Source organism: Winogradskyella sp. ABM4_392, assembly GCF_056160445.1.
In genome coordinates this window covers 497,203-514,189 of record NZ_JBSWXE010000002.1, presented here as the reverse complement: position 1 = coordinate 514,189, position 16,987 = coordinate 497,203, and the positions used below count along the sequence as shown (strand labels likewise).

16 protein-coding genes are annotated in these 16,987 nt (G+C 33.3%); 4 read left to right on the top strand and 12 right to left on the bottom strand.

Annotation, left to right across the window (positions count from 1 at the left end; genetic code table 11):
- The 3 genes from coaE to ACXAFS_RS08440 all read left to right on the top strand — a co-directional run bounded on the left by coaE (position 1) and on the right by ACXAFS_RS08440 (position 2,952).
- Positions 1-594, top strand: coding sequence for a dephospho-CoA kinase (gene coaE / locus ACXAFS_RS08450; RefSeq protein WP_475306367.1), 594 nt, complete (start codon positions 1-3; stop codon positions 592-594).
- Positions 595-660: 66 nt separating this feature from the next.
- A complete protein-coding gene (locus ACXAFS_RS08445) occupies positions 661-2,229 on the top strand; it encodes a sensor histidine kinase (RefSeq protein WP_475306366.1) in 1,569 nt (522 codons plus the stop codon).
- 9 nt (positions 2,230-2,238) lie between these two features.
- Positions 2,239-2,952: a response regulator transcription factor gene (locus ACXAFS_RS08440; RefSeq protein WP_475306365.1), complete on the top strand. Its 714-nt coding sequence runs from the start codon at positions 2,239-2,241 to the stop codon at positions 2,950-2,952.
- Positions 2,953-2,991: 39 nt separating this feature from the next.
- On the opposite strand, the gene miaA is transcribed toward ACXAFS_RS08440, so the two are convergent.
- The 8 genes from miaA to ACXAFS_RS08400 form a co-directional block, all read right to left on the bottom strand.
- Entirely contained in the window at positions 2,992-3,936 is a 945-nt protein-coding gene (miaA, locus tag ACXAFS_RS08435; protein WP_475306364.1) for a tRNA (adenosine(37)-N6)-dimethylallyltransferase MiaA, read from the bottom strand.
- On the bottom strand, positions 3,887-4,756 hold the full coding sequence (locus ACXAFS_RS08430) for an ion transporter (RefSeq protein ID WP_475306363.1): 870 nt from the start codon (positions 4,754-4,756) through the stop codon (positions 3,887-3,889). Before ACXAFS_RS08430 ends, miaA begins: the two co-directional genes overlap by 50 nt.
- A 30-nt stretch (positions 4,757-4,786) precedes the next feature.
- Complete coding sequence (locus ACXAFS_RS08425) at positions 4,787-6,148, bottom strand: exonuclease domain-containing protein (RefSeq protein ID WP_475306418.1); 1,362 nt, start codon at positions 6,146-6,148, stop codon at positions 4,787-4,789.
- A gap of 18 nt (positions 6,149-6,166) precedes the next feature.
- The gene (locus ACXAFS_RS08420) at positions 6,167-6,826 is read right to left on the bottom strand and encodes a YggS family pyridoxal phosphate-dependent enzyme (RefSeq protein ID WP_475306362.1); all 660 of its coding nucleotides are present in this window, start codon (positions 6,824-6,826) and stop codon (positions 6,167-6,169) included.
- Entirely contained in the window at positions 6,816-8,054 is a 1,239-nt protein-coding gene (locus ACXAFS_RS08415) for a DUF1015 domain-containing protein (protein ID WP_475306361.1), read from the bottom strand. The genes ACXAFS_RS08420 and ACXAFS_RS08415 overlap by 11 nt, the downstream gene beginning before the upstream one ends.
- 3 nt (positions 8,055-8,057) lie before the next feature.
- Complete coding sequence (locus ACXAFS_RS08410) at positions 8,058-8,687, bottom strand: M23 family metallopeptidase (protein ID WP_475306360.1); 630 nt, start codon at positions 8,685-8,687, stop codon at positions 8,058-8,060.
- Between the two features lie 19 nt (positions 8,688-8,706).
- The gene (locus tag ACXAFS_RS08405) at positions 8,707-9,594 is read right to left on the bottom strand and encodes a 3-hydroxybutyryl-CoA dehydrogenase (RefSeq protein ID WP_475306359.1); all 888 of its coding nucleotides are present in this window, start codon (positions 9,592-9,594) and stop codon (positions 8,707-8,709) included.
- A gap of 133 nt (positions 9,595-9,727) precedes the next feature.
- Entirely contained in the window at positions 9,728-10,687 is a 960-nt protein-coding gene (locus tag ACXAFS_RS08400) for a Gfo/Idh/MocA family protein (RefSeq protein WP_475306358.1), read from the bottom strand.
- A 143-nt stretch (positions 10,688-10,830) separates the two neighbouring features.
- Here ACXAFS_RS08400 and ACXAFS_RS08395 point away from each other — a divergent pair, with 143 nt between their 5' ends.
- Positions 10,831-11,472, top strand: a complete 642-nt coding sequence (locus ACXAFS_RS08395) for a protein-L-isoaspartate(D-aspartate) O-methyltransferase (protein WP_475306357.1) — start codon at positions 10,831-10,833, stop codon at positions 11,470-11,472.
- Here ACXAFS_RS08395 and ACXAFS_RS08390 read toward each other — a convergent pair.
- From ACXAFS_RS08390 to ACXAFS_RS08375, 4 genes are read right to left on the bottom strand one after another with little or no spacing between them, the layout of a single operon-like run.
- A complete protein-coding gene (locus ACXAFS_RS08390; protein WP_475306356.1) occupies positions 11,469-13,313 on the bottom strand; it encodes a Xaa-Pro dipeptidyl-peptidase in 1,845 nt (614 codons plus the stop codon). The two genes, ACXAFS_RS08395 and ACXAFS_RS08390, sit on opposite strands and share 4 nt — an antisense overlap.
- Positions 13,314-13,344: 31 nt before the next feature.
- Complete coding sequence (locus ACXAFS_RS08385; RefSeq protein WP_475306355.1) at positions 13,345-13,869, bottom strand: hypothetical protein; 525 nt, start codon at positions 13,867-13,869, stop codon at positions 13,345-13,347.
- A gap of 15 nt (positions 13,870-13,884) precedes the next feature.
- Complete coding sequence (locus ACXAFS_RS08380; RefSeq protein ID WP_475306354.1) at positions 13,885-14,427, bottom strand: DUF4348 domain-containing protein; 543 nt, start codon at positions 14,425-14,427, stop codon at positions 13,885-13,887.
- A gap of 23 nt (positions 14,428-14,450) precedes the next feature.
- Positions 14,451-16,943 (bottom strand): DUF5686 and carboxypeptidase regulatory-like domain-containing protein, encoded by a 2,493-nt coding sequence (locus ACXAFS_RS08375; RefSeq protein WP_475306353.1) that lies wholly within the window; start codon positions 16,941-16,943, stop codon positions 14,451-14,453.
- Between the last annotated feature and the right edge of the window lie 44 nt (positions 16,944-16,987).

Below are 16,987 nucleotides of genomic sequence, written 5' to 3'. Positions count from 1 at the left end.
ATGATTGTAGTTGGTTTAACAGGTGGAATAGGAAGTGGTAAAACAACCATTGCTAAGTGCTTTCAATCTCAAGGAATACCTGTGTATATTGCAGATAAAGAGGCTAAAGCTTTAATGAACAGATCTAAAGTTATAAAACGAAAGCTTACAGCGCTTTTTGGTGAAAATGCATATAAGAATGGGGTTTTAAATAGAGAATATTTAGCATCTAAGATTTTTAGTGATAAAACCTTGCTATCTCAAATGAATGCTATTGTACATCCTAAGGTAGCTTCACATTTTAAACGTTGGTTAAAAAAACAAGACTCGCCATATATCATTAAAGAAGCTGCCATAATTTTTGAAAATAGCTTAGAATACCAATACGATTATATTATTACAGTTGTTGCTGATGAAAATTTGAGAATAGAACGCGTTATGCAGCGCGATAATGCTTCAAAAGAAAAGGTAGAGTCTATTATTCGTAATCAACTCTCTGATGAAGAGAAGATTAAAAAGTCTCATTTTGTTATTGAAAATAATAATTTGGAAGAGGCTCAGAAACAAGCACAGGATATACACCAAACATTACTTCAAAAATCCAAACAGCAATAATCTTCTGATTGTTAATGTAAGGTTAAACATAATTTATGCTAAATGTTAAAATGTTAAATTTGGCTGATGAGTAAAAAACTATTCATCTTATTGGTGGTTTTAATGAGCTTATCGCTCATAGGTATAATTTTTGTGCAATCATTCTTTATAAATAATAGTTTAGAGAATGAGGAAAAGAATTTTACACGAAGTGTCACTAGAGCTTTAAGTTTTGTATCTAGAGACATTCAAGATTATGAAATAAGGAAATTCTATGGTTTAGTTCAGCCGTACATTGCAAATAACAAAGAACCAGATTCCACCATAATAAGACAATTATACATTACGACTGAGGATGATGTTAATGACCAAACCATCATTCACCGTAATACTATTTTAGAAGAGCGTTTTAAAGTGCCTTCTTTGTTCTTTGAAATTGATACAGACAGTATAGATATAAGTAATTTTACTAGTGAGCGTACAACAGAGTACTTTGACAGATCAAGGTTAGATGGTAATTTTGGGATTAAACCTACTAAGACTTTAGTAGAATTCTCAAATCTTCCTGATATAGATAAAAAGGCTTATGAGGATACTTTTAAAACCTTTTTAAGAGAAGTGCCTATTTATAAAAGAGTTACGGCATTGCAAGTAGAAACGTTGTTAAGGCGCCACCTTAAAGACGAAGGTATAGATATAAACTTTGAGTTTGCTATCTACGATGATGATTTAGCAACTAAAGTGCAAACTAGAAACTTTGAGAAGAACAGCGCCTTTTTGGGTGTACCGATATTTTTGGATACCAATAACGAAAGTAGTTATAGGCTTTATGTAGATTTTCCAGAAAGAAAAAAGTTTTTATTATCTACAATACTTAAAATGATTGTGTTATCTATAGTATTTACAGGTGTTATAATTCTTGCATATTCAAGTGCTATTTATCAATTAATACGACAACGTCAAATATCACAGATAAAAACAGATTTTATCAATAATATGACGCACGAGTTTAAAACACCAATAGCTACAATAAATCTAGCTTTAGATGCTATAAAGAATCCAAAAATCATTGCAGATCAAGATAAAGTGAAGCGTTATTTAGGAATGATTAAAGACGAAAATAAACGTATGCATGCACAAGTTGAAAATGTATTACGTATATCTAAACTAGAAAAGAACGAACTTAACATAAGTAAGGAACGATTAGAATTACACGACTTAGTTGAAGATGCAATAACACACATTGAGTTGATAGTAGAAGATAGAAAAGGATATGTGAAAACGCATCTTAATGCAGATAAAACCTCGGTTTTAGCAAATGAGTCGCACTTTACAAATGTTATAGTTAATATTCTAGATAATGCTGTTAAGTATTCAGATGACGAGCCAAAAATAGATGTTTATACAGAAAACGTTGGTAACAATGTTATTCTAAAAATTGCCGATCAAGGTAACGGAATGTCAAAACAAGTGGCTAAGCGTGTGTTCGAAAAATTTTATAGAGAACATACAGGAAATGTACATAATGTAAAAGGACATGGGCTAGGATTAGCTTATGTAAAACGAATTGTAGATGACCATCAAGGTCATATATCAGTAGAAAGTGAAAAAGGAAAAGGTAGTACTTTTATAATAAAACTACCGTTAATATCATAAAAACGAATCATGGAAGAACAAAACAAGAAAATTCTTTTGGTAGAAGACGATCCAAATTTTGGAACTGTTTTAAAAGATTATTTAATGATGAACGATTACGACGTTGTCCATGCCAAAAATGGAATGGAAGGTTTTGAAAAGTTCAAAAAAGACGATTACGATCTTTGTATCTTGGATGTAATGATGCCATATAAGGACGGATTTACACTAGCAAAAGAAATACGTGAAAAAAACACAGACGTGCCAATTATATTCTTAACCGCTAAAGCAATGAAAGAAGATGTGCTTAAAGGTTACAAAGTTGGCGCAGACGACTATCTTAATAAGCCTTTTGATAGCGAAGTGCTTTTAATGAAGATTAAAGCAATAATGCAGCGTAAGGCAACTGATTCTGTTGCAGATAGTAAGCAGTTTGAATTTAAAATTGGTCGTTTTGATCTTAATTCTAAACTTCGTTTTTTAAAATTTGATGGAGGTGAACCAACAAAATTGTCACCAAAAGAAAACGAACTATTGCGCTTATTAGCCTTACACGAAAATGATTTAATGCCAAGAGAACTAGCACTTACAAAAATTTGGAGAGATGATAATTACTTTACCTCTCGTAGTATGGATGTGTATATTGCTAAGTTGCGTAAATATTTAAAACCAGACCCAAAAGTTGAAATTCTGAATATTCACGGTGAAGGTTTTAGACTAGTAGTTAATGACAAAGAAAGTTAGTATAAGCTAAAAAATCCGATGCAAACGCATCGGATTTTTTTATAGTTGTTTTTTTATATAGTTGGTTATATCAGTTATGTCTGTAGTATAATCAAACCATTTAATTGTATCATCTTTTCTAAACCAGGTTAGTTGCCGTTTGGCAAAGCGTCTGGTATTTTTCTTTATTTCCGAAATAGCAAAATCTAGAGTCAATTCGCCTTCAAAATATCTAAAGAGTTCTTTGTAACCTACTGTATTTAGAGCATTGAGGAGTTTATATGGTATTAGTTGTTTTGCTTCTTCAACTAATCCTTTTTTTACCATTATATCTACACGCTGGTTAATTCTGTCGTAAATAGTAGAACGTTCAGCATTTAGACCAATGGTAATAACTTTAAATGGTCTTGTTTTATCCGGATTTGTTAAAAATGATGAGTACGGTTTCCCAGAACCTATGCAAATTTCTAAAGCTCTAATTAATCGTTGCGGATTATCAATTGCAATAGTATCGTAAGCTTTTGGGTCTAATTCTTTTAATTGGTTTTGTAGTGTTTTTATGCCTTCAAGTTCTAAGCGTTCATTTAATTCTAATCGAATATGTTCTCCTATATCAGGGAAATGGTCAAGTCCCTTTGTTACAGCTTTTACATAAAGACCAGAACCACCAACCATTATCGCTATATCATTATTTTTATGAATGGATTCAATTTTTGAGATAGCATCACGTTCAAAATCACCTACACTATAATTGTCTTTTATTGATATATGTTGAATAAAATGATGCTTAGCAGCGCTTAACTCTTCAGCAGAAGGCACAGCGGTACCAATAGTCATTTCTTTAAAAAACTGACGAGAATCTGCTGATATGATTTCAGTATTAAAATACTGAGCTAATTTTATACTTAAAGCAGTTTTACCAATGGCTGTTGGGCCAACAATAGAAATAAGGATTTTAGTCATGATGAAGTTTGCATCCACATTTATGGCAATATACAGCATCATCTTGATGTTTTTCTGCCAAACAGTTTATACAACATTGTGAGTTTAAGACAACGGTTTCTATTTGTTCGTGCTCATTATCAGAAACTTCATTTTCGCTACTAGAGGCTTTTGTGTATTCGGCTGAAACGATACCAGTTGGTACTGCAATTATTCCATAACCCATAATCATAATAACAGCTGCGATAAATTGACCAAGTGGTGTTACGGGAGCAATATCACCAAAGCCAACGGTAGTCATTGTAACAATACACCAGTATACACTTTTAGGTATGTTGGTAAAACCACTTTCTGCACCTTCTACCATGTACATAATGGTTCCGAAAATGACAGAGGCTATAAGTACAGCAAATAAAAACACTGAAATTTTAGCTCTACTAGCTTTAATGGCATTAGCTAGTTGATTTGATGCACCTAAGTAGCGCGCTAATTTTAAAATTCTAAATATTCTTATTAATCGTAAAGCACGTAAGGCGACAAGTGCGTGTGTTCCTGCAAAAATTATTGATAAATACTTAGGGATTGTAGACAATAAATCTATAATGCCATAAAAGCTAGTAATGTATTTTACAGGCTTATTAACGGTTACAATCCTTAGAATGTACTCTATTGTAAATAAAATGGTGATAATCCATTCACCAATATTTAATAGATCGTGGTGTTTTTCATCAAAACTGCTTACACTTTCTAGCATTACTAAAATAATGCTTGCGAGTATTGCTATGAGTAAAACAACATCAAATAATTTTCCTTCAGGAGTATCTGCTTCATAGATTATTTCATGCAGTTTTGTTCTCCAATTATGTTTGTTTTCTGATTCCACGTTTTAAAAATACAAAAAGTAACCTTACTCTTATAACTGTACAACCTTGAGACGTTTGTTTCTTCGCATATAGCTTTGTATGATATGCTGAGTATCTCTATCGTTTTGCATTGGTGTAATAAGTGATTCTAAAATTTCTCGATTAGTTATTTGATGGTTTAAATCAAAAAAACCAAGACCTTTAAACACACCATCTTCTATTAAGATGACGCTTTTTTCATCAATATATCTTCCTCTGTCAATGAGAATCATATCCTTATTGTCGTAGGTATTTTTTTCTATCACTGCATTGGCTCGTTTATTATATAATTCTGGAAGCTCGTTTTGTATACAAGCTCCAAAACATTCCTCAATACCATAGTTAAAACAACTCGATTCTGTTTTCTCCAAACCACAAAGTTTAGTACATAGTTCATGAGTTTCAACCATTTTATTCATAAACGAAACTCCACTTTTTCTATTAGTAAAAGTAGTGATTGGCTTTTCATCCTTTTTGATTGAACTGATTCGAAGATTTACATAACCGTTATCATCAATAAAACTATAAAGTCCTTGGGTAAATTGATTACGCTTTAACGCTCTGTTTAAAATAGGTTTATTGGCTTTTATTTCTTCACTTTCTTTTAAAAGTGCAACGAGTTCGCTACCAGTTTTTTCATAGGTAACTGCGGCTACCTTAACTTGAATTTTTTTTGATTTTGAGTTTTTGTTGGTAAAGTGTTGTGTTATACGTTTTCTAATGTTATTACTCTTGCCAATGTAAATAATATTACCATCGGCATCATGAATGTAGTAAACACCTGTTTCACTCGGTAACGCTTCGATAATCTCCTTTAGGTTCGGTGCTAACTTAGATTTTTGTTCAACTTTTACAGCCTGCTTAATAATCTTTTTATCAGAGTCTTTACTAAGCAACATTTTGAACAACTTTACAGTAGCTAAAGCATCACCATTAGCTCTATGTCTGTCACTTACAGGTATTCCTAAAGCTCTAGTTAATTTCCCCAAGCTATAAGACTCCATATTTGGAATAAGCTGCTGAGACAATTCTACTGTACATAATGTTTTACGCTTAAAGGGAAAGCCTAAACGTCTGAATTCAGTTTTTAGAATGCGATAATCAAAATCAGAATTATGAGCTACAATAATGCAATCTTCTGTAATTTCAACAATTCGTTTTGCTACCTCATAGAATTTTGGAGCATTTTTGAGCATGTTAGAATTAATGCCAGTAAGATTAACCACAAAAGGTTGAATTTCACGCTCAGGATTTACAAGTGAAATGAACTGGTCGGTTACTTTATGACCATCGTAACGATAGATAGCAATTTCAGTAATGCCTTCTTCATTATACTTTCCGCCAGTAGTTTCTATGTCTAGTATTGCGTAAATAGGTTGCTATATATTTTATTATTGATAATTTCTTGCGCCAAAGATACTACTTCCTACGCGTATCATGTTACTGCCACATTCTATTGCTAGTTTATAATCTCCACTCATGCCCATACTTAACGTTTTGAGTTCTGAGTCCTGAGTTTTGAGTTGGTCAAAAGTAGTTTTTAGAAATCTAAATTCATTTTCTACTTGAGTCATGTCATCTGTAAATGTTGCCATTCCCATGAGACCAACAATTTTAATATTTTTTAATTCTGAAAACTCATCTGAATGTAAAAGGGTAGTAGCATCATTTTCAGACATACCAAATTTACTATCCTCATCAGCAATTTTAATTTGAAGTAGACAGTTGATGACTCTGTCGTACTTTTTAGCTTGTTTATTAATTTCCTTAAGGAGTTTGAAGCTGTCAACACCGTGAATTAAGCTCACAAAATCAGCCATATATTTTACTTTGTTGCGCTGTACATGACCAATCATATGCCATTGAATATCCTTTGGCATTTGTTTATACTTTTCAGCCATTTCCTGGATTTTGTTTTCACCAAAAATTCGCTGACCAGCATCATAAGCTTCCATTAAATCACTTACAGGTTTGGTTTTGGAAACCGCAACTAGAGTAACATGTTTTGGTATGCTTGATTTTATGTTTTGAAGGTTGTTTTTAATACTCATATATCGTAATTCCGCTTCTTAATTTTGGTAAAATATAGGTGCTTTTTGGAGGCATTGTAAGACCTTCGTCTGCAATTTCTTTCATTTGTTGTACAGTTGCAGGGCACATGCCAAAACCAACTTTAAACTTTCCACTATCTACACTGGTTTTTATAGTAACCATTTCGTGTTTGCCATGAACGTATTCAATTCTGTTATCATTTCGTAGATCGTTTATACCTAAAATAGGTTCTAAGATGGTTTTATATAAAAGCTGGGCATCAAGTTTATCTAGTGCTGTATTAAACTTGTAATTAGTTTTTCTTAAGTATAGTGAATAAAACTCACCGTCTAAATACATACTAAAATGATGAGGTTTTGACGGACTATAAGGCATTATGCTTCTATTTTCAATTCTATAAACAGCATCTAGCTTAATTAAAAACTCTTCTTTTGTTAATCCGTTTAAATCTTTTACCAAACGGTTAAATTCTTGAATCACTAAATTGGATTCTGGGATTAAATAAGACATAAAAAAGTTGTAAGACTCAGAGCCATTATGGTTTGGGTTTTTCTCTTTTTCATCCTTGTAAAGCAAATATGATGAAGCCGATCTGTGGTGACCATCTGCTATGTAAATGGTTTCCATTTTTTTAAATTCCTCTTGAACTTTTTTGATGGATTCATCATCATCTAGTTTCCATAGGTAATGTGTGTCTCTATAGGTCATAGTAAACTCAAATTCAGCATATCCCTTTTGAGTTTTTTTTACGATGTCTGATATAATCGCGTTATCAGGATAGGTAAGAAGAACAGGTTCTGCATTAAAGCCTACAGTTTGTAGATAGGTTTTAAACGTTTGTTCACGTTTTGCAATAGTATCCTCGTGCTTTTTTATAACGTCGTTCTCATAATCTTCTGCACTTGTTGCAGCAATAATTCCGTTAAACTCTTGTCCATGTCTGTTTACAATTTTGTAAACATAAAGAGAAGGTTTGTTTTCAGTAATAAAAACACCATCTTCTTTAAACTCATCATAACGATTTCTTACAAGCTTGTAACGCTCTTTACCAGTGACTTCTTGGTCGTACTTATAACCTGGATTTACGATATGCAAAAAGCTAAAAGGATTATAATCCATACGAGATTCTCGTTCGTCTATGGTATAGCTTTGATAAGGACGAGCTGCTACAAGACCAACTATAGCTCTAGTAGGTTTAACCGCCTTAAATGGAATTATTTTAGCCATGCTTTATCTGTTTTTAGTTATAAATTCAGTAGGATCAAGATAACCTGTTGTATCTGTTGAGTACCCTCCGCCAATATCCAAATCAACAACATCTCTAATTTCTAGATGAAGATGCGCATAATAGGCATCATCACAATTACCAATTGTTGCAATTTGCTCACCTTTGGTTACAAATCTATTCTCTGTTACAAGGATTGAATCGCAATGTGCATACACAGATTCGTATAGTTTTTCTTCATGAAAATGAATAATTCGTATCACATTTCCCCAACCACCTTTTAGATCTTTAGCAGATGATACATAACCATTAGCAATAGCATAAACTGGGTCACCTAAATCTGAATTGCCACCTCCAACACCATTCCAATCATCACCTAAATGATTGTTTTCTTGAAACTTTTGTGCGTTATAATAGCCTTGAGCATTTGGTTTGCCTACAGGAAAATCAAACCCATTGGTTGTATGCTCCTGATTTTCAATAAACAATGTTTTGTAATTCTTTTTGTCAGCTTTATTAATGTTATCTTTAATAGTTTCTATATCTTGTATATCAGTAGTAGAGTTATGCTCTGGTTTGTTCTGTTTGCACGAAACAAAGAGAGATACAATTACAAAAATCCTGATACAAGTCAAATCACATTAAATACAAGAATTAAACAAACTGTTTAGATACGTTTTCTGCTTTACGGCTTTCTGAATAATCGTAAAATCCTTCTCCAGATTTTACACCTAATTTGCCTGCTTGTACCATGTTAACAAGTAAAGGACAAGGTGCGTACTTAGGATTTTTAAAGCCGTCGTACATTACATTTAAGATAGAAAGGCATACATCTAAGCCAATAAAATCTGCTAATTGTAGTGGTCCCATTGGATGTGCCATACCTAATTTCATTACGGTATCAATTTCTTGAACACCAGCAACACCATTATATAAAGTCTCGATAGACTCGTTAATCATTGGCATTAAAATACGGTTAGCAACAAAACCAGGATAATCATTAACCTCAGTTGGTACTTTGCCAAGCGTTTTAGATAATTCCATGATAGTATTGGTAACCTCATCACTTGTATTGTATCCACGAATAATTTCTACCAATTTCATGATTGGCACAGGATTCATAAAATGCATACCAATCACTTTCTCTGGACGAGATGTTGCAGCTGCAATTTGTGTTATTGATATTGAAGATGTGTTTGTAGCCAAAATTGTAGCTTCATCACAAGCGTCGTCAAGCTGCTTAAAAATCTTTAGTTTTAAATCTACATTTTCAGTAGCTGCTTCAACCACAAGATCCGTATTTTTAACACCATCTACAGTGTTTGTATAGGTCGTAATGTTTCCTAAGGTCTCTGCTTTATCGTTTTCAGTGATTTTTTCTTTAGCTACCATTCTGTCTAAATTCTTAGAAACTGTAGCTAAACCACGTTCTAAAGATGCTTCACTAATATCTATAAGATTTACTTTAAATCCTGATTGAGCAAAGGTGTGGGCAATTCCATTTCCCATTGTTCCTGCTCCTATAACTGCTATGTTTTTCATTTAAAATGTAATTGTCATTGCGAGACTTTTAAAGTCGTGGCAATCTGTTTAATAAATAATTTAATTTAAAATTGAATTTCGTTTAGAAAGATTACTTCAGTCATTCTTCCTTCGTAATGACATTCAATTTTTACTAAAACTGATTGATTATCATTGTGGCAACACGTAGCGCTTCTGTGCCATCATGCAATGTTACAATTGGCTTTGTGTTGTTGTTAATGGCATCTGCAAATGTTTCAAGTTCGTCTAAAATGGCGTTGTTACCTGCAATTTCAGGGTTGTCAAAATAGATTTGCTTTTTTACACCTTCAGCATTTTGAAGAATCATATCAAAATCACCAGGATTTTCTGGTGCATCTTTCATTTTTACCACTTCGCACTTCTTTTCAAGAAAATCTACAGAGATGTAGGCATCTTTTTGAAAGAAACGTGTTTTACGCATATTTTTTAATGAAATACGACTTGCGGTAAGGTTTGCAACACAGCCGTTCTTAAATTCAATACGTGCATTGGCAATATCTGGAGTATCACTAACGACAGAAACTCCACTTGCAGAAACATGTTTTACAGGCGACTGCACAACGCTAAGAATAATGTCGATATCGTGAATCATTAAATCTAATACCACAGGTACATCTGTGCCACGAGGATTAAACTCTGCCAAACGATGCGTTTCTATAAACATAGGATTTTCTATTTTATCCTTTACTGCGATGAATGCAGGATTAAAACGCTCTACATGGCCAACTTGCCCTTTTACACCATGTTCTGCAACTAAAGTTCTAATGGCTTCAGCTTCTTCAACTGTATTGGTAATTGGCTTTTCTATAAAAATATGTTTCCCTTTTTTTATGGCTTGCTTGGCACAATCGTAATGCGAAAGGGTAGGAGTTACAATATCTACAACATCTACAGCTTCAATTAAAGCTTCAATAGAATCGAAATATGTATAACCAAACTCTTCTACAACGCGTTTAGCGTTTTCAGGATCGGCATCATAAAACCCAACAAGGTCATATTTTTCGGATTGATTGAGTAGTCTTAAATGTATTTTTCCAAGGTGACCAGCACCCAAAACACCAGCTTTTAGCATGTTTTTCTGTTTTTTTCAAAAATAATTGATTTGAACGAGATATTTAAGAAAGAAAATCTAAAATAATGAGAATTTAATAATTGAAAATTGCAATTGCATTTTGCTTTTGTTTGAAGTAATTTAGCCTGAAACTAAACTAAGATTTGAAAGATACATTTAAGCACAAAGGGATGCGTCAACAACTTGTTGACACTCTGATTAAAAAGGGAATAAAGGATAAAGCGGTATTGAATGCTATTGGTAAAATTCCAAGACATTTATTTATGGATTCTGGCTTTATAGACCATGCTTATGTAGATAAGGCGTTTCCTATTGCAGCAGATCAGACGATTTCTCAACCTTACACTGTAGCTTTTCAATCTGAATTATTACAAATAAAACCTGGTGACAAAGTTCTTGAAATTGGTACAGGTAGTGGTTACCAATGTGCTGTTTTAATAGAACTTGGGGCTAAGGTTTATAGTATAGAACGCCAGCAAGAACTGTTTAAAAAAACATCTAAGTTTTTGCCAAAAATAGGTTACAGAGCTAAGAAGTTAATCTTTGGTGATGGTTATAAAGGTTTGCCAGAAGAAGCTCCCTTTAAAAGTATCATTGTAACTGCTGGAGCTCCATTTGTACCAACTCCTTTATTAAGTCAATTAGATATAGGAGGTAGGCTTGTAATTCCTGTTGGAGATGATGTACAAATAATGACCCTTTTCATAAGAAAAGGGCCAAAAGAATTTGAAAAGCACGAGTTTGGTGAATTCCGTTTTGTGCCTATGTTAGAGGACAAAAATTAGTTTACAAACTTTCTGTAATAGTCCTCACCTTTTACTACAGGCAAGGTTAGTGTTGTATTATGTAACTCTATTGTTAATTCTGTCCCAGGTTCTGGGTGAATAGTAAATTCTTTGTCACTAGAAAAAATCATTAAGCCAATTTGTTGTCCTGCTTTTATATTTTGATCGTCTGGTTGTAAATCAAAACTAACGGTATAAAATTTACCTGGTTTTAAATCTTCTTCCTCAGATATAGATTTATGGTTTTTTGGATCTGCCCAACCACGCGTTATAATATTGTCTGTAATTTTTGAAGCACTTTCATCCCATGGAAGTGATACCAGCCAAACACTTAAATTAGCAGCTGGTTTACTGCTCGATAATGTGATGGTTACTTTAGGAACTCCAGATATGTGTATGTCTTTCTGTAGTTTTGGTGTTACGTAAATAAGTCTATGTGGCGAGTTTTGCGCTTTGGCTAGATCTGCGCCAGAGAAAGATACATCATCAACAAAAGACTCTGTGGTTTCAGAATTAGGCTTGTCTAGAGTTAAACTTCCGCTTGTATTTCCTCCTGCATCAAGGTGCAAAACAATGTCTTGTGTATTTGGGTTTGGATAATCTTTATATGCCGTAGGATTTGAAGGATCGTCATATTCTCTTACGATATATGCTTTATTTTGTTCCTTATCAACTCCATTATCTACACCATGAAGATATTTAGTAAACCATTTGTTCATCATTGAAATTGGAGGTGGACCACCATGACCATTTTGATGAAAATAAATCTGAGCAGGAAGTCCTTTGTCTTTAGCAGCTTTGTAGATTCTGTAGCTGTGTTCTGGCATTACGTTCCAATCGTTAAAACCATGAGACATCAACAATGCAGCTTTCATATTGTCCATTTGGTTAAGATAATCTCTGGCTGCCCACCAATCGCTATAATCACCAGATTGACGATCCATATTGTTCATCATGTCAGTATCTCTAACCACTTTATTGTTGTGAGCTCTATTTTCCTCATCACCACTGTGAATAAAATCGTAAAGCACATCAATATCTTCACCTAAATAACCACCAGGAGAACGCACCAAACCATTAGAGCGGTAATAATGATAATACGACGTATTAGGTGCAATTGGAATAATAACTTCTAAACCGTCAACACCTGTTGTTGCTGCAGCCAGTGGTAAAGTACCATTATAAGAAGTACCTGTCATACCTACTTTTCCGGTAGACCAATATGCTTTTACTTCTTTTTTGCCATCGCGTTCTGTGTAACCTTTTGCTCTGCCACACAACCAGTCGATAACTGCTTTTGGTGCCAAAGATTCATTGCGTCCACCAACAGTTGGTGCACCATCAGAATATCCTGTTCCTGGTGAAGAAGAGTGTACAACAATGTAACCTCTAGGTAACCATTTTTTGATGTGTGAATACGAAATCATTGGTCTAGGTGCTGCACGTCTTGTAACTTCAGGATGTGTACGAGGCTCAGATTTACCACCTAATTCTCTTTCTACATCCCACATAATACCCGGTGTATCTCCAGCCACTCCTGCAAAATATGGGCTTGTAACATAGATGATAGGTAATTTTAAATCTTCGGTATCTGTTTGTTCTGGTCTGGTAACAGAAACATGCATTCTGTCTAAATCGCCATCACCATCTGTATCAAACTCGGTTTCTACCCAGAGATCGTGATGTATCCATTTCTCTGGATTGTTAAAGGCTTCAACAATTTGTGCTTCACCATCTTTGAAAATAGGTGTTGCTTTTTCTGTTGTGTCTTGACCAAAGCTTTGGAAAGAAAAAGCAATTGCAAGCGCTAGAATGAAATTGAATTTGAGTGTTTTTAGCATGATGTTGTTTTTACTTTTGATAAAAATAAGATTAATTCTTTGGCAAATAATCTTCAGGAATTGGGTTGTCTTTGGTTTCTTGCATCCAGTAAATATTGATAATCCACCAACGTTCGCCATCATTTAGTAACTGAATACTGTTAATGCCTCGCATAAATGGTTTATCATCATCTTTATTTTTGAAGGACTCATAGGTACTAAAAACTTGTGTGATGTTTCCAAATGTTTGTACTTCTCTGTTAATTTCAACTTCATGAAATCCGTTTTCTACTAACCATTTTCCTGAGCTATTAATATAATCGTCAGGTGTCATATAGCGTGCAATTTGTTTGCCTTCTTTATCTTTTCCTGTTGGTATTAGCTTTGCATTTTTGTGAAACAAATGTTTAAATAAAGCCCAATCGCGTTCAAAGCCTTTGTCGCCAGAAATGACTGTGTATAGAGTTTCAATGGTGCTATCTAATGTAGCCACATTTTTGCTGTAATCTTTTGTTTCTTCTTGTGAGTTGACCATTATTGAAGAAAACATTAATAATATACAGATGTGTTTTATCATTTTTAATTTGTTTAATTAATCACCTAATTGTTCTTTTTTTACAAGATACCATTTTCCTTTTTCTCCAATGAAAAAGTATTTTGAATCACCGCCACTTTCAATGCCATACCAATGTATTAGCCGCTTATTGGTTTTTTTCAAACTTAATTCAAAATTATCATAGATTTGAGTCCTTTCGTTAGCAGTATTAAAATAGAAATAATCGTGTTTCCACTCATTTTTATTGATTTCTATTGTGTCAATTTCACCGCCTATATCATCTGTCCATGTTATATATTCTAATGGAAATTTAATTCGTTGAATTTGAAAAGAGGAATCTGTCATGAATTCCCAAAAAAAAGAGTCGAAGCTTTCATTATTGTATTCAATGTTTGACTTTTTTCTTGCTTCAGATTTAATCTTTATTTCATTTTTTAGAAGGTTTATTTCCTTGTTTGATTTTGATAATTCAATTTTTAGGCTGTCAATTGTGTACTTATATTCTGATGCATTTTCATAATTATCTTTTTTACAACTAACAATAATAGTAAGGAAAATCAGAAACAATATTTTTTTCATTAAGTTACTATCTTTCATATTCTTTAAAAGAATTTCAAGCCAAATAAAATAGCATCTCCTTGAAATCCTCCTTGGTAAGAGCGAATATAATCAAACCTTAAGAAACGCCATTTTCCCCAGCCAATATTATCTATTCCAATTGTAAATTCTTGATACGGTTTATTGTCTGGCGTTGCTAAGTTATGTGCACCTACTATAAGGTTGAAATTCAATTTATTTAAACCTGGAATTTTACCCAAAATAAAGCCGTTAAAATCATGTTCGGCATGCATTTCTAGATAACTATCATTGGTACTTAAATCGTAATAACCTAAGTTATTAAAGACATTGGTGTAATTACCTCTTTGACTAATTGCTAATTGATTGCCATTAAAATGTTGGTAATCCATAAAAGCAATATCGTCTGCATTAAAGAATTTTCCTGCTCTAATATTGTAATTAAAACGACCTTTGTCTGCTATTGTAAAGCTTTGATAGAGTCTTGCTTTAACCTGATCATAATTATAATCGCTATTTGTAGCTCCCAGACCTTTTTCGTAACTCAATACCAAAGTTGGATATTTCTCTGATCTAATATTGAATTTACTATCTGGATAACTCAAATATTTTTGACCAAAATTAATCTGACCAGTAACATTAAATTTTACAATGTTATGGTTTTCAAAAGGTGCATCAGTACTTGTTGGATTTATTGGGTTATTGCTTAAGTACTCTTGATCTCCTCTTGGGTAAAATGCCTGATCTGTTGTGTTGAAAAGCGCAGTTCTGTTTTCGTAAGAAATGTTAGAATATAGATAAAACCCATTAAACAATTCTTCAGAATAATTAAGTTGAACAAAACGACGCTCGTATAATTTCATGTAATTTTCTTCAAAAAATAAACTTGCAACTGTGTTTTCTATTGGCGAAATAGGATTGGCAGGATTAAACTGTTCTACTTTTGTGCCTCCAGACAAGGTTAAGAAACGTCTACTAGTATTGTTAAACTTGTACCTTAATGAAGCGGTTGCACGTAAGCGCTCATCTGAAAATCCGTATTGTAAGTTGGCATTAGCGTTAAAATAGCGTCTAAATTCGTCTAGTTGTTTGGTGTAAAACAAATTGAGCTGAGTTGTAAATCCTTGTACGGTATTAAATTGTACACCTCTAAGCGGAATGCTGTAACCTAGACTATACTTTTTGTATGAATTGTTATAAGTATAGCCTAAAACATCTCCGAGTTTAAATTTATTTTTTTCGCGATCTAAAGAATCTAAGTACGTTTTAGATTCGCGTACAATTTGTATACTGTCTTTTTTTACATAATCTGTACGTTCTTCTTCAGTTAAGGGAACAGGTCGTATTTTTTTCCAGAAAAGTGAATCTTTTTTGTTAGCCTCATTTTCGAAAGAAACAAGCTCTGCACCAAAATCTTTTTGAGTAAGATTAGAGTTGAATTCGTAATTGCTGTAAACAGCAGTAAAACGACCATCTCCTTTAATGCCAAAAATGCCGTATTTAAAGTCAATACTTTGCGATATTAAAGCCCATAAATCATCAGTTTTAGAATACGAAAAACTTTGTTTTAATGATATAATATCTGCAGCAGGAATTCTGGCTTGAGTACCTGTAAGATTTAACTCAATGGCGTAGAGCGTCCATTGGTCTTCTACAATGTAAATGGTACCTGAAAATACAGGATCATTTTCGCGCTTAGGAATTACATTAATTTTATTGATGAGGTTACCATGTTCATCATAAAAGATGCCTTCTAATTTATAACGGTAATAACCAAAGGCATTGTTAGCTATTGGTGACACGATTTGGTTACCAAATTCAACTGTATTGTTATAAAAATTATAATCTACATCTTGCGCATTGTTGAAACTAAAACCATTATCGTCTCCACTTACTTTAGAGGCTGTAATTTTTTCTTTGAGTTGATTTGGTCGTAAATATTGAATTTTTGAAATGGTCTCGGAGAGATAAATAATACCGCTTCTGGTAGAGTCTAAGCCACCTCCAAGATCGCCAATTTCTTGGCCCATAATTTTTTCGGGAGCATCTTTAATTCTAATTAATCCACGAGAATAGAAGTCGGCTTTAAACGATTCGATTTTTTCAAGGTTTTCTTTTCGTTTGGCTATGGTTTGTCTTATGATTGCGTTTGCAGGATTGTCTTCTGATGCCACAACTACTTCATTGAGAGAAACAGATTCTTCTTCTAAAGTAACATCAACTTTAAAAGGAAATGAAGTAACATCAACAGTTTTCTTAACTGTTTTATAGCCTAAATAAGTATAAACTATTGTAAATGATTTTTTCTCTGAAACGGAGAGTTCGTAATAACCATCGTTGTTACTAGTAGTGCCTTTAAAAGTGTTTTCTACAAGAATATTTACAAATGGTAGTGGTTCTCCTTTAGTGTTGGTAACGGTTCCTGTGATTTGGGCAGATGCAAAAGCGCAAAAGAAAAGTAAAAAAAGAGCGTGTAGTTTTAGTTTCATAGATGTTGATTGATGGTTAAACTTAGACATAGATTTTGTTGCACAAAAAATATGCCTTTATAATTACAGACGCT